12 protein-coding genes are annotated in these 16,686 nt (G+C 39.2%); 11 read left to right on the top strand and 1 reads right to left on the bottom strand.

Annotated features, from left to right (window positions below; translation table 11 throughout):
- Positions 1-255 precede the first annotated feature (255 nt).
- From NSQ34_RS15400 to NSQ34_RS15390, 3 genes are read left to right on the top strand one after another with little or no spacing between them, the layout of a single operon-like run.
- Complete coding sequence (locus NSQ34_RS15400) at positions 256-2,268, top strand: class I SAM-dependent DNA methyltransferase (protein ID WP_176967208.1); 2,013 nt, start codon at positions 256-258, stop codon at positions 2,266-2,268.
- Positions 2,265-3,548, top strand: coding sequence for a restriction endonuclease subunit S (locus tag NSQ34_RS15395; protein ID WP_176967209.1), 1,284 nt, complete (start codon positions 2,265-2,267; stop codon positions 3,546-3,548). Before NSQ34_RS15400 ends, NSQ34_RS15395 begins: the two co-directional genes overlap by 4 nt.
- Before the next feature lie 6 nt (positions 3,549-3,554).
- Positions 3,555-6,545 (top strand): type I restriction endonuclease, encoded by a 2,991-nt coding sequence (locus tag NSQ34_RS15390; RefSeq protein ID WP_176967210.1) that lies wholly within the window; start codon positions 3,555-3,557, stop codon positions 6,543-6,545.
- A gap of 685 nt (positions 6,546-7,230) precedes the next feature.
- On the opposite strand, the gene NSQ34_RS15385 is transcribed toward NSQ34_RS15390, so the two are convergent.
- Complete coding sequence (locus tag NSQ34_RS15385) at positions 7,231-7,608, bottom strand: hypothetical protein (RefSeq protein WP_342500962.1); 378 nt, start codon at positions 7,606-7,608, stop codon at positions 7,231-7,233.
- Between the two features lie 312 nt (positions 7,609-7,920).
- On the opposite strand from NSQ34_RS15385, the gene NSQ34_RS15380 reads away from it, so the two are divergent.
- The 8 genes from NSQ34_RS15380 to aspA all read left to right on the top strand — a co-directional run bounded on the left by NSQ34_RS15380 (position 7,921) and on the right by aspA (position 16,686).
- Positions 7,921-9,522, top strand: a complete 1,602-nt coding sequence (locus NSQ34_RS15380) for a histidine kinase N-terminal 7TM domain-containing protein (protein WP_111926738.1) — start codon at positions 7,921-7,923, stop codon at positions 9,520-9,522.
- Positions 9,523-9,779: 257 nt separating this feature from the next.
- Positions 9,780-10,235, top strand: a complete 456-nt coding sequence (locus NSQ34_RS15375; protein WP_034280921.1) for a DUF6376 family protein — start codon at positions 9,780-9,782, stop codon at positions 10,233-10,235.
- Between the two features lie 104 nt (positions 10,236-10,339).
- Positions 10,340-10,645, top strand: coding sequence for a metal-sensing transcriptional repressor (locus NSQ34_RS15370; protein ID WP_012011272.1), 306 nt, complete (start codon positions 10,340-10,342; stop codon positions 10,643-10,645).
- A gap of 72 nt (positions 10,646-10,717) precedes the next feature.
- Positions 10,718-10,924, top strand: coding sequence for a copper chaperone CopZ (gene copZ / locus NSQ34_RS15365; protein WP_024423475.1), 207 nt, complete (start codon positions 10,718-10,720; stop codon positions 10,922-10,924).
- Positions 10,925-11,004: 80 nt separating this feature from the next.
- Positions 11,005-13,440 (top strand): heavy metal translocating P-type ATPase, encoded by a 2,436-nt coding sequence (locus NSQ34_RS15360; RefSeq protein ID WP_176967211.1) that lies wholly within the window; start codon positions 11,005-11,007, stop codon positions 13,438-13,440.
- Positions 13,437-13,571 carry a hypothetical protein gene (locus NSQ34_RS15355; RefSeq protein WP_258011093.1) on the top strand — a complete coding sequence of 45 codons (135 nt, stop codon included), beginning with the start codon at positions 13,437-13,439 and terminating at the stop codon, positions 13,569-13,571. The genes NSQ34_RS15360 and NSQ34_RS15355 overlap by 4 nt, the downstream gene beginning before the upstream one ends.
- A 373-nt stretch (positions 13,572-13,944) precedes the next feature.
- Positions 13,945-15,222, top strand: a complete 1,278-nt coding sequence (locus tag NSQ34_RS15350) for a cation:dicarboxylase symporter family transporter (protein WP_024426051.1) — start codon at positions 13,945-13,947, stop codon at positions 15,220-15,222.
- 18 nt (positions 15,223-15,240) lie between these two features.
- Positions 15,241-16,686 carry an aspartate ammonia-lyase gene (aspA, locus tag NSQ34_RS15345; RefSeq protein WP_024426050.1) on the top strand — a complete coding sequence of 482 codons (1,446 nt, stop codon included), beginning with the start codon at positions 15,241-15,243 and terminating at the stop codon, positions 16,684-16,686.

Here is a 16,686-nt window from a genome sequence, read left to right as displayed (position 1 = left end):
AAAGTCCTTTCATATCAGGGGTTTTGGCTTTTTTCTATTGTCGGTGATTTATAAAATTTACAATGTAGAGAGCTAATAATAAGAGTTCTTTATATCAGGTTGATCTGAAGAGTTACTAATTCCAATGTCTTTGGTTAAAGTTTCTATTTTTTGCAGTTACGTTTTGTTGTTGGACCATTTATAATTGAATGTAATATTGCATTATTTTTACAAGAATTATTATCGAGAAAATAAATTTAAAATGAGGTACATAACATGATCAACTTCCAAGATAAAGTAAGCTTCATTTGGTCAATTGCAGAGATTTTACGTGGGCCATATAAGCCAGAAGATTACGGTGAAATTATTTTGCCATTAGCTGTAATACGCCGTTTTGACTGCGTATTAGAAAGCACAAAAGAAGAAGTGTTAGTGAAAGCAGAGCAGTATCCAAATATGACAGATGAAGCACGTGAGCAGATTTTAAATCGTGTTTCTAAGCAAAACTTTCACAACATAAGTAAGTATGATTTTAACAAGCTATTAACAGACGCTGATAATATCGCTGATAACTTACGTGACTATATAAATGGTTTCTCAAAAGTGGCTCGTGATATCATGGAGCATTTCGATTTCGATCGCCAAATCGATAAGCTTGATCAAAATGACTTATTATACTTAACGATTAAACGCTTTAGTGAAATCGATTTACATCCAGAAAGAGTTTCAAACATTGAGATGGGTTATGTATTTGAGGAACTAATCCGTCGTTTTAATGAGTATGCAGAAGCAGGGGATCATTACACGCCACGTGAAGTTATTCGTTTAATGACACATTTATTATTTTTACATGATGATGCTAGCATTTTAACGAAGCCAGGTTTAACACAAACATTGTATGACTGTGCAGCTGGTACAGGTGGTATGGGTTCAGTTGCCCAAGAATATTTACTTAATCAAAATCCAACAGCACATTTAGAATTTTTCGGTCAAGAGATTAACCCTGAGTCCTATGCGATTTGTAAGGCAGACTTACTTATTAAAGGTGAAGATGCACGTAACATTCGTTTAGGAAATACGTTATCAAACGATCTATTCCCACATGATACATTCGATTACTTAATTTCAAATCCACCGTACGGAGTGGACTGGAAATCGTATGAAAAGGCGATTAAAAACGAACATGAGAAACAAGGTTTTGATGGTCGTTTCGGACCTGGTACGCCTCGTACAAGTGACGGGCAGCTATTATTTCTCATGCACTTAATCTCAAAAATGAAACCAGTCACAGCAGAAAATCCACAAGGCTCTCGGTTAGCCATTATTATGAATGGTTCGCCGTTATTTACAGGTGATGCAGGTTCTGGTGAAAGTGAAATTCGAAGGTATGTGCTTGAAAACGATTTAGTAGAAGGTATTGTCGCATTGCCGAACGATCTTTTCTACAACACAGGCATTGCAACGTACATTTGGATTTTAACAAACAATAAAGCACCTCTTTATAAAGGGAAAGTACGGTTAGTCAATGCTGTAGACTTCTCGAAAAAAATGAAAAAGTCGATGGGGAGCAAACGAAACGAAATTACAGAAGAGCAAATGAATGAGATTGTTCGTTTATACGGCGATGCACAGCCAAACGAGTACGTGAAGATTTTTGAGAATGAAGACTTTGGTTATTCGAAAATTACAGTAGAACGTCCATTACGTTTAAACTTCCAAGTAAATGAAGAGCGCTTGGCACGTGTTGTAGAGCAAAAAGGCTTTGCGAACTTAGCAACATCGAAGAAAAAAGGTGATGCAGGTCACTTTGAAATTGAAGAGGGTAAGAAGCTGCAAACGCAAATTTTATATGTTTTACGCATGTTAGAAAGCGATACAGTATATAAAAATCGTGACGAGTTCACGAAAGTACTAAAAGATGCGTTGGAGCAAGCGGGTATTACTATTGGGGCACCTGTATTAAAAGCAATTTTAGCTGGTCTATCAGAAAAAGATGAAACAGCTGATGTATGTATGAAAAATAAAACAGACATCGAGCCAGATACAGACTTACGTGATACTGAAAATGTACCTTTAAAAGAGAACATTCATGACTATTTTGCACGTGAAGTATTACCACATGTACCAGATGCATGGATTGATGAATCAAAAACAAAAATCGGCTACGAAATTCCATTTACTCGGCATTTCTACAAATACACAGCATTACGCAGTTCAACTGAAATTATGGACGAGATTCGTGCATTAGAAGCAGAGATTGCTGAGCAATTGAAGAAGGTGCTGGGATGAGGAATAAGCTATGGCCAAAGAAAAAAATATCATGGTTATTCGATGTAATAGGTAGTGGTACTACACCTTCAGCATCAAATGAAATGTATTATGACTCGCCTGATATGGCTTGGTTAAACACAGGTGATTTAACAGATAGTTATATAGAAAAAACATCTAAATACGTGTCTCAGCAAGCACTAGATAAATTTTCAGCTTTAACTATTTTTCCTAAAGACTCTTTAGTTATGGCAATGTATGGTGCAACCATTGGTAAACTAGGCATAACTAAATATGAAACTACTACTAATCAAGCATGTTGTGTGTTATCAAAACCTAGAGGAGTTATTACTAAATTTATTTTTTATTGGTTAATGGGACATCGTACAGAAATTATTAATCTTTCTCATGGTGGAGGACAGCCAAATATTAGTCAAGGTATTATTCGAAATATCAGAATAGCTATTCCACCTTTAGAATTGCAAAGTAAAATAGTAACTTTTGTTGATAAGAAATTTGAAGAAACTAATCAATTAATTAATAAAAAAGAAAAGATGATTAAGCTTTTAGAACTACAACGCCAATCAATCATCACAGAAGCTGTTACAAAAGGTTTAAATCCGAATGTGAAAATGAAAGATTCAGGTGTTGAGTGGATTGGTGAGATTCCTGAGCATTGGGGTACTAAGAAAATAAAATATTTAATACAAGAGAAATTATTGTACGGAGCAAATGAGTCAGCAGAGTTAGATGATGAAAAGTTACCACGCTATATTCGTATTACTGATATTGATGAATTAGGTAATCTGAAGAATGAAACTTTTAAATCTATACCATTAGATATAGCTAATAAATATGTTGTGAAAAAAGGAGATATTTTGCTTGCTCGTAGCGGTGCAACTGTAGGGAAATCGTATATTCATAAGGAAGAAAAAGAGGCAAGTTATGCGGGTTATTTAATTAAATTAAGGGTAAGAACATTAGAATTGGCTGAGTATATTTATTATTTTACAAACTCTAGTTTATATAAACAATGGATAAACTCAATTCTAATTCAGGCTACTATTCAAAATGTAAGTGCTGAAAAATATGCTAATCTTTCTATACCTGTACCGAATGATGAAAATGAGATTAAAAGCATTTTGTTAAATATTAAATTTAAAGAAAAAGAGATACTTGAAGTTATCAATAAATTAAAAGAGCAGATTGAAAAACTAAAAGAATACCGCCAATCCCTTATCTACGAAGCAGTAACAGGCAAAATCGACGTACGTGATATGGAACTTGATGAAGTGAGGTGAATGGTAATGGCGATCGATACGACAGAAACAGGTTTTGAGACAAATATCGAATTAGCATTAATCACGAATGGCTATAAAAAGCGTGTGTTACAAGGTGAGGCAAGTAGCTCTTTCAAGCAGCATGCAATCGACGTAGAAGAGCTATTTGCATTTTTAGAAGATACGCAGGAAAAGCGGATGCGTACGTTAGAAAAATCGTATGGTCCTACTTATCAAGAACAAGTGTTAAAGCGCATTAAAGGTCAGCTACATAAACAAGGTTTGATTGAATGTTTACGTAAAGGGATTAAAGACCGTGGTGTCACATTACAACTTGCGTATAACCAGCCACCGACCGATATGAATAAAACATTAAATGAGCAGTATAGGAAGAACCGTTTTAATGTTGCTCGCCAAGTGTTTTACAGTGATAAACATAACAATAGCTTAGATATGGTGCTGTTTTTAAACGGTTTACCACTTGTAGTGATGGAGCTGAAAAATCCATTAACAAATCAAACAGTTGAAGATGCGATGAAACAATTAAAGAATGACCGTGATCCACGTGAGCAGCTATTTAAATTTAATGAGCGTGTTGCTGTTTACTTTGCCGTTGACCCAGATGAAGTGTTTATGACAACAAAGCTTGATAAGAGCAAAACATACTTCCTCCCATTTAACAAAGGCAATAATGGTGGGAAAGGCAATCCGTTAACTTACGGTGACAACTATCGAACGCATTATTTATGGGATGACATTTTAGCACCTGATAGCTTGCTCGATATTATATATCGCTTCATCTTTATTAAGAAAGACGACATTAAAGATTCAAACGGTGAAACAATAGGTGAGCGTCAAATGCTCATTTTTCCTCGTTTCCATCAGCTTGATGTTGTACGTAAGTTAGAAGCAGATGTAGCACATAAGCTTGTCGGTCAAAATTATTTAATCCAGCACTCTGCGGGATCTGGTAAGACGAACTCGATTTCGTGGCTTGCACACCGTTTAGCTAAGCTACATAACGAGGAAAATGAATCGATCTTTAGTAGTGTGATTGTGATTACCGATCGCCGAGTGTTAGACAAGCAATTGCAAGACGCAGTGTATCAGTTAGAGCATAAAGCAGGAATGGTGGAGCCAGTCGATAAAAATTCAGAGCAATTAGCACGTGCTATTAATAGTGAAACACGCATTATTATTACAACGCTCCAAAAGTTCCCGTTTATTTTGGAAAAAGTAGCGGGCTTAGAGCGAAAAAAATATGCAGTTATTATCGATGAAGCGCACTCATCTCAAGGTGGTAAAGCATCTACTGCCTTAACAAATGTTTTATCAGATAAGACGTTAGAAGCAGCATATGAGGAAGACCGGATTGATGAAGAAAACTTAGTTGATGTAGACGAGAAAATTGTAGAAGCCATTTTGAAAAGTGGGAAACAGGATAACGTATCGTTTTTTGCATTTACAGCGACTCCAAAGCCCAAGACGTTAGAGAAGTTTGGTACAGTTGGTATTGATGGTAAGCCAGAGGCCTTTCATCAATACACAATGCGTCAAGCAATTGAAGAAGGGTTTATTTTAGATGTACTTGAAAATTACACAACGTATAAAACGTTCTGGAAAATTGCCAAGACTGTCGATGATGATCCGGAGGTATCGAAGAAGCAAGCCACCAAAAAGCTTGCTCAATACGTTTCATTGCATCCGCACAGCATTGAACAAAAAACAGAAATTATCATTGAACATTATCGGAATTTTGTACAGCGGAAAATTGGTGGACGTGCCAAGGCAATGGTCGTGACAGCAAGCCGTTTACATGCAGTACGTTATAAAATTGCTTTTGATAAATATATTCATGAAAAGGGATATCACGATTTAAAAACAGTTGTGGCATTCTCAGGTACTGTAAAAGACGGTGGAATAGATTATACGGAGCCGGACATGAACAGTTTCTCTGAAAAAGAGCTACCTGATAAATTCAATTCTGATGAATTCAAAGTATTGCTTGTAGCTGAGAAATATCAAACGGGATTTGATGAACCACTGTTGCATACGATGTATGTAGACAAGCCATTAAGTGGTATTAAAGCGGTGCAAACCCTATCTCGTTTAAATCGTACTTGCCCAGGTAAAGAGGACACATTCGTACTCGATTTTGTAAATGAACCAGAGGTTATGAAAGCTTCGTTCCAACCATATTACGAATCAACAAGTCTATCTGAAATTACGGACCCTAATATCCTTTATGATATTCAGGCTGATATCGAGCCTCATCAAGTATTTAAGGAAGATGAGGTGCAAAGGGTTAATGAACTTGAAGTAACAGACGGAGTGAAAAAATCAACTAGGGCGCAAACAGAGTTAAATGCAATTCTTGACAAAGGTGTAGAGCGATATAAAAAGCTTTCAGAAGAAGAACAGGTTGATTTTAAACAAGCTGCAACAAAATTTATTCGTACGTATAGTTTCGTGCTACAAGTTGTAACGTTTATTGATCTAGGCTTACACAAACAGTATATTTATTTAACATACTTGTTGCGCAAACTACCTCGTACAACTGGTGATAAGGACGTTTATTTAGCTGATGATATTGCACTTGAATACTACCGCAATCAAAAGGTATTCGAAGGAAGCATCGAGCTGGAAAAAACGGGAGGCATTGAACTTGATCCACAGAAGCATGGTGCTGGTGGTGCAGTTGAAGATGAGAAGGTGCGATTATCAAGCGTGTTAGAAAAGTTAAATGAACGCTTTGGTACACAATTTACAGATACAGATTTTCTTTCTCGTGAACAGGTGAAAGAGGACATGTTGAATGATGATGATCTCCGTCAGAAAGCGAAAAACAATACAAAAGAAAACTTCAAATTTGCTTTCGAAAAAACATTTATGAATTTTGTTATCGACCGAATGAGTAGCAATCAGGAGTTCTTTATGAAGATTTTAGAGAACGATGAATTTAAGTCGTACATTATGGAGGATATGTTGAATGAGGTATATGGAGAAGTGAATCGCTGATGATTCTATCGAAATATCAGTCTAAGTCCTATAAAAAAAAGATGACAGTCCGTCATCTTTTTTTGTAGTAATCACTGTTCAGTTTTTTGAGAAGGTTTAAGGAATCGAATAAACAAAGGGCTAACTACGAAAATAGCTATAATAAGTAAAAGTTTATTTGATACAAATTTCATAAACGTTGTATTAATAATATACAATGAAATGAGTAATAAATAACATACTAAGAATAATAAACCAGACTTTCTTTTTTGAAACGGTTTATCTAAAAGAATGAGCATAAATAAACCTGCCATGATAATGATGAAGGTCATTTTTTTACCTCCCTATATTTATTGTGGAAATACACCAGATGGAACTGCTGCATAACCTAATCCAGTAAATCTTATTCTTACGCCATGTCCTTCATGTTCATCTTGAATCATTTGACCAAATCCCACAAGCCCTCCACCAATTACTCCAGCAATAGCACTAGCTAGTTGAGTAGGAGGAACTGGTATGAATCTAGAAATGGCTGCGATTCCACTAGTAGCGCCACCTCCAGCTTTGAAAGACTGATATAAAGATCTGGTCTCATTGCAATCAAAGTACAAGTTATATCCCCACCAATAAACATTGTGACCGTTCTTACCGCATCCTTTAGATAATGTTGATACCTTATGATCAAGTGAATCAGTGTTAGATTCATCTAGCATTTTAATACTAAAATCAGGTTGAATAACAGCTTTTTTTCAAGTACTAATTGGTTGCTATACTTCAGCCATGTCTTTACTGCTTTAATTATTGTATGATCTAGATTCAAATCAGTATAATCTGGTTTTAAAATAAGTGTTCCTTTTTTAGATAAATATAGATATGACTCTATTTTCTTTATGTCTTTCATACTGACTTTTGTCTTTTTAACATCTTTTTGTTCAGAATGAAGTGATTGATTTTTTTCAGAGTTGCTATCATCTGATTTTTTCACTTCCGCATAGCTTACATTGGAAAAAAACGTTGTGGATATGATAATTGTTAACAAGCCTATAAATAGTTTAGAAATCTTACTACGATTGTTTTTGTTCATTAAGTTTTCCCCTTCCATTTAATGTTGTCATCATTGTACTGTAAAAAAAATCTGGTGTGGTAATTATGATAAAAAAGGGTAAAAAAGTAGGTTTTATATTGAGCTGGAAGTTAATTTTCGGCGAATTTTTAATTAGTTAAAAAGGTGTCTTAAGACCCTTGTGGGGTGTTTTGTAAAAAAAGAAGAATAAACAAATGTCATAAAGATTTTAAAAAACCTCCAACCAATTCAAAATCACATCTTCCCATTTGAGACGTCCTCATATATAGTAAGATTAGACTAGTTCTAAATAACTGAAATTGGGGCGTTTACATGGATTCGATTGTTTTACATTTTATTGTGATCATGAGTGTTTCTGGCATTCTGTCCGTGATATTATCAATCATTGCTCATGCGAACCGCCACCGGTATATTGGCTGTCAATTGTTTATGTACATGTCTGGAGCAACTGCGATTTATATCTTTGGGCATACGTTTGAATTATTGGCTCGTACCCCTGAAGAAATCATGTTCTGGGTTTGTTTTCAATACATAGGTCTTCCGTTTATCGCACCGCTCAGTCTGCTGATTGTGCTGCAATTTACGGGGTTCCATCAATATTTCACAAAGCGCCGCGTGCTTCTCATCTTATTGATTCCAACTCTCACAACCATTATGGTGTTCACCAACTCTTTACATTCACTCTTTTATCGAAGCATCACGATGAATCCAGTAGATGGGTTTTTATTGGCTGATTTTACGATTGGCTATTGGTATATCATTCATGGCGTTTATACGTTTGGCTGTTCGATGCTTGCTATTTTTATGCTGCTTTGGTTTTTACGTGTCACAAAAAAAGAATATTTAAAGCAGATTCTGATACTGTTAGTGGGAATGTCCTTACCAATTTTGACTTCTTTTATTTATTTACTAGGCGTTACACCCCTGCATATTGATCCGGTTCCTGTGGTGATGTTTATTACCAACGCACTCTATTTATGGGCAATTATGTCGTTCCAGCTGTTTAAGCTGTCTCCCATTGCAATGGAGCGTGTGTTTGAGCATATGTCTGAAGGGGTTTTGATTTTAGATCGATATCGGACACTCATTGATTACAATCCCGCTGCTGCATCGATCATTCCAGCACTTGCGAATAAAAAGGGAATTGGCTATAAGATCGACGATATTTTCTCAGCAATCATCAAAGATTCAGCGTTCATTCAATGGCTGCGCTCTCCGCAGGATCATTCGCAATATGATTTAATGTGGAAAAAAGAAAAAGACCAGTCCTATTATTATCATCTGACCGCTTCGTCTCTATTTAATAGAAGAGGAGAGATTGAGGGCAGGCAAATAGTGATCAGTGATGTTACAGAGCAGCGTTTGCTGCAGGAAGAGCTGGAGCGTCGTGCGTATATCGATGGTTTGACGAATATTTTCAATCGATCTTCTTTCATCGAACGAACGCAGTTGATCCTTGAAGAGGATGCGCAGGATACCGCTGTTATGCTGTTTGATATTGATTTCTTTAAACAAATCAATGACACACACGGACATCATATCGGGGATGAAGCGCTGCGTCATGTTGTCTCTATTTGTCAGGAGCATTTACAAATGGATGATTTATTTGGACGATATGGGGGAGAAGAGTTTGCCATTTGTCTGCCTCATCAGTCATTTAAAGAGGCATGTCATATCGCGGAGCAAATAAGACATTCGTTTGAAGCAAGTTTCTTTACGAATGATAAGGAAAAAGTGCGAGTGACAGCGAGCTTTGGAATTGCTCACACAGCCAATGATCCTTGTGTATTAGAGACACTTCTATTTGAAGCGGATCAGGCCTTGTATATGTCAAAACGCCAAGGACGGAACCGGATTTATGCATCCACTGGTAAGGGCCATGTTCTGTATCAAGAGCAGGATCTTCTGCATTGACTGTTGTCCTGACATTCGATATGATAAACATAACATTTGAACAGTTTCCTAAAGGGGAGTAGCTTTTACGGTTTTGGTCGTCACTACAGAAACATTCGTTGTTTCTCGGCCATTCCGGCATGAACAATGTTAGCCAGACCTTTGCCTATCACACATGAGGCAAAGGTCTGGCTATTTTTAAGGTCTTTTTGCATCTGTGTGATAGGGAAGCGGAACAAATGATGCTTTTAATCCTACAGATGAAAGGATGATCGATCTTGAAAAAATACGTGATGGCTTGTCTATTTTCCGGAACGCTTGTATTAAGCGGTTGCTCCGGCTTGCTTGATCAGGTCAACGATACAACGACGTATGTCACTGAGGCAAATGACTATGTGACGGACATTCAGCAATTTACAGAGGAATTTCCAAAGCTCGCTGAAGAAGCTGTGCAAAACGCCGCCAAAAAGGCGGAATTAACGCAGCAGCTTGAATCGTTGAAGGCAGACATTCAAGATTTTAATGAAGTCACAGCGCCAAAAATGGCAGAAGACCTTCATGCACAAATCATTGAAAAAAATAAAGTGCTGTCAGAGGAGATCCAAACATATATACAGCAATTGAAAGCAGGCGATATCGATGTTGCCGCCATACTGGAGGATCAGCAGGGATTGATGAAACAGCTTCAGCAATCCGTCAATCTTTTGCAGGATATCGAACAATTAACAAATTAGGACAAACAGCTTTATATGCGGTGCTCAGCATATCTTTGCCTTTTTCGGTGGAGATATGCTTTAATTTAGGTAAAGACAAGTCATAATGAAAAAAAGGTGATCACATGACAGAACATGAAGAAAGACATATGGCTTCGCCTAGAGCCGAAAAGGAAAAAGACCAATTGATCAATCGCTTGAAACGAGTGGAAGGACAAGTTCGCGGGATCCAGCAAATGATTGAAAACGATCGTTACTGTATAGATGTTGTGAATCAAATCTCTGCAGTCAATGCGGCTTTGAAAAAAGTCAGTCTTCATTTGATGGAAAAGCATACACATCATTGTGTTGCAGATGCTATCAAGAGCGGCAATGGGGATGAAGCCATTGAAGAGTTAATGACGGTCTTTACGAAACTGACAAAATCGTAGCATTTATGTTTACATCCATACCCTACTAGGGTATAGTAAATTGTAGAAAATGATTGATGGAGGCGATGAGAAGTGGAACAAGCAACACTTCAAGTGCAGGGCATGTCTTGCGGACATTGCGTGAAAGCAGTCGAAGGAAATGTAGGAGAATTAGCAGGTGTGGAATCTGTGAAAGTCCATTTAGACAAAGGACAGGTGGAGGTTTCATTTCATCCGGATCAAGTCACGTTACACCGTATTTCTGATGTGATTGAAGAACAGGGATATGATGTCGTATAAATAAGTATACGTGCTGCAGTACAGCACGTATTTTTTTCAAAAAATAATACCCCCATGGAGTATATGGAGAGGTGAGATCAATGAAAAAGGAAATTGACTTTCAAATTACGGGGATGACCTGTGCTGCTTGTGCAGGCCGTATCGAAAAGGGATTGAACAGGCTGGAAGGTGTGGAGGATGCCAGTGTGAATTTGGCGCTTGACACTTCCCATATTGTCTATGAAACAGAGAAACTAACACCAGATGATTTAAAGCGAAAAGTTCAATCGCTTGGCTATGATGTGGTGATGGAGCAAGCAGAATTTGATATAGAGGGAATGACGTGTGCGGCTTGTGCAAACCGAATCGAGAAAAAAATTAACCGAATGGACGGTGTCGATCACGGGTCTGTAAATTTTGCGCTTGAGACACTTCAGGTCACATATCATCCGGGCCAAACGTCTGCAAATGACATAAAAGATGCGGTGCAGTCTATTGGGTATTCTTTAATAGAACCAGATGCAGATCAAGCGGAGGAAGGAAAAAAAGATCACCGGCAAGCTGCAATAGAAAAGCAAACGGCACGCTTTTTATTCTCGATGATTTTATCACTGCCGCTTCTTTGGGCAATGGTCAGCCATTTTTCTTTTACATCCTTTATTTGGCTGCCAGAAGCGTTTATGAATCCATGGGTACAGCTGGCGTTAGCAGCGCCGGTGCAGTTCATTGTCGGCTGGCCCTTTTATGTAGGTGCGTATAAGGCTTTAAGAAATAAAAGTGCCAATATGGATGTTCTTGTCGCACTTGGGACATCTGCCGCGTTTTTCTATAGTTTATATGAAAGCATTCAGTCAGCGATTAGAGGCACACATGAGGCAGCCCTCTATTATGAAACAAGTGCTGTCCTCATTACGTTGATCGTGCTCGGAAAATTAATGGAAGCAAGAGCAAAAGGAAGATCATCAGAAGCGATTCAAAAGCTGATGGGCTTACAGGCGAAAGAAGCGGTTATCGAGCGAGATGGCAAACAGATGACTGTGCCTATTTCTGACGTGAAAGTGAATGATCTTGTGTTTGTCAAACCCGGGGAAAAAGTGCCGGTAGATGGAGAAATCATAGAGGGGACAACCGCAATAGATGAGTCCATGATTACAGGAGAAAGTCTGCCTGTTGATAAAACAGCAGGAGATATGGTCATTGGGGCAACGATCAATAAAAATGGATTCATCAAAATAAAAGCGACTAAAGTCGGGAAAGAGACCGCTCTTTCACAGATTATCCGAGTCGTAGAACAAGCGCAGGGCTCAAAGGCACCGATTCAAAGAATGGCAGATCAAATATCAGGGATATTTGTTCCTATTGTTGTAGGAATTGCTGTGCTCACATTCCTCATATGGTTTTTCTTTGTTGATCCAGGAAATGTGACGTCAGCACTTGAAACCTTTATAGCCGTCATTGTCATCGCATGTCCGTGTGCGCTCGGCCTTGCGACACCAACCTCTATTATGGCTGGCAGCGGCCGTGCGGCTGAATCAGGCATTCTGTTTAAAGGCGGAGAGCATTTAGAAGTGACTCAATCACTCGACACGGTCGTGTTAGATAAAACAGGGACTGTGACAAAAGGAGAGCCTAGTCTGACAGATGTACTGGCATATGCCAACTGGACAGAAGATACGCTGCTGCAGCTAGCAGGCTCGGCAGAACAGCAGTCGGAACACCCGCTTGCCCGGGCGATCACAGACGGTATGAAGGAACGAGGTCTTGAAGCGGTCGAGGTTGAAGCGTTCCAAGCAGATCCAGGTCATGGAATTGAAGTAAAGGCAGCAGGACACAAGCTTTTGATTGGAACGCGTAAGCTATTACAGAAACATCATATCCAATATGAGCAAATTGAAGCTTCTGTCACAACACTGGAGGAGCAAGGAAAAACGGCTATGCTTGTTGCGATTGACGGTGAAGTCGCCGGCATTGTCGCGGTCGCAGATACAATCAAATCATCCTCTCCACAAGCCATCGCTCGTCTAAAAGAGCAGGGGATTCACGTTGTGATGATGACAGGTGATAATAAACTAACAGCAGAGGCGATTGCGAAACAGGCGGGCATTGATCATGTCATTGCTGAAGTGCTGCCTGAAGAAAAAGCGGCTCACATTGCAGCGCTTCAGGAACAGGGAAAGAAAGTCGCCATGGTCGGAGACGGTATCAATGATGCCCCAGCCCTTGCAACAGCGAATATTGGGATGGCTGTGGGAACAGGGACAGACGTTGCCATGGAAGCAGCAGATATTACGCTCATGACGGGAGATCTCCATGCCATTGCAGATGCGCTGGAATTTAGTAAAAAAACAATGAGAAACATTAAACAAAACCTATTTTGGGCGCTTGCCTATAACTGTATTGGGATACCGATTGCTGCATTTGGTTTCCTTGCGCCATGGCTTGCAGGAGCAGCAATGGCCTTTAGTTCCGTGTCCGTTGTGCTGAATGCGCTCAGATTGCAGCGATTGAAGCCAATTAGAGAGGGAGTGGCAGAATGAAGCTGAATGTCAAATGGATTTGGACCGTTAGTGCATTGTTCTACGTTGCTCTTGTGCTCATTGGATATACGATTTATGATGAATTTTTTCCAAATCAACATACACCAAGTGAACAGATGCAAAATCATTAAGACTTCGCCAAAAGCGAAGTCACAGCGTGTAGACAAACCCTCGCATTCTTTGTCAGGTCTGTGCGCCAGTGCTCGCGAATGTCTATTCGCTCCGCGCTGGTGCTCGACCTTCCTCGACTTCAAAGGTTTTCTATCACGCTGAAAAGAAGACAACGTGTTAAAACAAAATCATTTTAACACGTTGTCTATATATTCTAAGACTTCGCCAAAAGCGAAGTCTTTTTTTTACAATATTGTGGAAAAACCCACCTTTTTAAAGATTTTTCATAAAAAATTCACTTCTTTTTGTTCCTTTTTGTCGTTTTTTGTAGGTTCGTCGTTAAGATGCGATTAAGCAACAAAGAAAGCGTTATCAAAAAAAGGGGGTTCACGTATGAAAAAGTTAGGGTTAGCTTCTCAAATACTCATTGCACTTGTTCTGGGTGTTGTCGTAGGAGCGCTGTTTTATCAAAATGAAACCGTTATTAATGTGTTAACGCCGATTGGCGATATATTCATCCATTTAATTAAAATGATCGTTCTTCCAATTGTTATTGCTGCATTGATTGTAGCAGTTGCAGGTGTTGGAGATATGAAAACGATCGGAAGACTCGGCGGAAAAACCATTCTTTATTTCGAGATTGTGACAACGATTGCATTAGCAGTTGGACTGCTTGCAGCAAACTTGTTCCATCCTGGTACAGGAATTGATATGAGCAACATGGAGAAAGGTGATATCTCTAAATATGAAGAGACATCTAAGGCTTCTTCTGAAAAAGCGACTTTCTCTGAAACGTTGGTGCATCTTGTACCGACAAACGTTTTCCAATCCATTGCAGAAGGTGATCTATTACCAACCATCTTCTTTACAGTCTTATTCGGATTAGGAATTGCCGCAGTTGGAGACAAAGGAAAACCAGTATTAGGATTCTTTGAAGGTATACTCGAAGCCATGTTCTGGGTGACCAATAAAGTGATGAAGTTTGCACCATTTGGTGTATTCGCCCTCATCAGTGTGACGGTGATCAAATTCGGGGTCGGAGCGCTTCTCCCGCTAGGCAAACTGGTACTTGTCGTTTACGGTACAATGGCATTCTTCGTCATTGTTGTACTTGGCATTATTGCGAAAATGGCTGGAACAAGCGTCTTTACACTATTTAAAGTATTAAAAGAAGAAATCATTCTTGCATTCTCAACAGCAAGTTCAGAGGCTGTACTGCCTAGATTAATGGACAAAATGGAGAAGTTCGGCTGCCCGAAAGCGATCACGTCGTTCGTTATTCCAACAGGCTACACCTTTAACTTAGATGGAAGTGCCATCTATCAATCCATTGCTGCGATATTTGTTGCACAAATGTACGGCATGCCTCTTTCCATCTATGAGCAAATTACGTTACTATTAATTTTAATGCTGACATCTAAAGGAATGGCTGGTGTACCAGGTGCATCGATCGTTGTTGTCATCACAACTCTTGGTGCTATGGGACTGCCGCTTGAAGGACTTGCCTTCATCGTTGGGATCGACCGACTTCTTGACATGGTTCGTACAACAGTGAACGTATTTGGTAACTCACTTGCAGCCATTGTCATGTCTAAGTGGGAAAAAGTATTTGATCAAGAGAAATCGAAGAAGTATATTGAGGAATTAAAACAACAAACAAAAGCAGCGTAAAAAAGGAGATCTTTTCAAATGACGAAGCTACAGGACAAGCAAGTTCGAATCGAACGTGACTTTCTAGGTGAAAAGGAAGTAGACACTCAAGCATATTATGGAATTCAAACATTACGTGCAGTGGAGAACTTTCCAATTACAGGCTACCGTATTCATGAGGAACTCATCAAAGCATTAGGGATTGTCAAAAAGGCAGCCGCACTTGCAAATATGGATACACAGCGACTATATTCTGGTCTTGGAGAAAAAATTGTTCAAGCCGCAGATGAGGTCATCGAAGGAAAATGGAACAATCAATTTATTGTCGATCCAATTCAAGGCGGGGCTGGCACTTCAATGAATATGAATGCCAATGAAGTCATTGCAAACAGAGCGCTTGAACTACTAGGAAAGGAAAAAGGCGCTTATACTGAGCTAAGTCCAAACACGCATGTGAACATGTCGCAGTCAACAAACGACGTTTTCCCAACAGCGATTCATATTTCAACATTGAATATGATTGAAAAACTACTTTATACGATGGAAAACATGCATCAAGTCATGACCGAAAAAGCGCAGGAATTCGATCATGTTATCAAAATGGGACGCACGCATCTTCAGGACGCTGTTCCAATCAGACTTGGACAAGAGTTTAGTGCGTATGCAAAAGTTCTTGCTCGTGATATTAAACGTATCAAGCAGTCTAGACAGCATTTATATGAAGTCAATATGGGTGCAACAGCAGTCGGAACTGGATTGAATGCAGATCCTAAATATATTCGCCAAGTGGTTGGCTACCTATCTGACATTAGCGGATTACCGTTAGTTGGCGCTGAAGACTTAGTCGATGCAACGCAAAATACGGATGCTTATACAGAAGTATCGGCTGCACTTAAAGTATGTATGATGAACATGTCCAAAATGGCGAACGATATTCGTCTGATGGCTTCAGGTCCAAGAGCAGGCTTTGGTGAGCTGCACCTGCCGCCGAGACAGCCAGGTTCATCCATCATGCCAGGGAAAGTCAACCCAGTTATGCCTGAGGTCATGAACCAAGTGGCATTCCAAGTCATTGGGAACGATCACACAATCTGTCTTGCATCAGAGGCTGGCCAGCTTGAACTAAACGTTATGGAACCAGTGTTAGTGTTCAACCTGCTTCAATCTCTCAGCATGATGAAAAATGTATTCGAGTCCTTCGTGGACAACTGCTTGCGTGACTTAAAAGCAGATGAATCTAGATTAAAAGAATATGTAGAAAAGAGTGCCGGTGTCATGACGGCGGTGAACCCGCACATTGGTTATGAAGCGGCTGCACGAATTGCAAGAGAAGCCATCCTTACAGGCGCATCTGTACGTGAGCTTTGTCTGCAAAATGATGTGTTAACAGAGGAAGAGCTTGATGTCATCTTAAATCCTTTTGAAATGACAAAACCAGGTATTGCTGGCGCATCACTTTTAGAAAAGGATCGTTTAGAAGATTAA

It is taken from the genome of Bacillus sp. FSL P2-0069, assembly GCF_038593315.1.
GTDB lineage: Bacteria > Bacillota > Bacilli > Bacillales > Bacillaceae > Bacillus > Bacillus safensis.
This window is presented reverse-complemented; position numbering and strand designations above follow the sequence as displayed.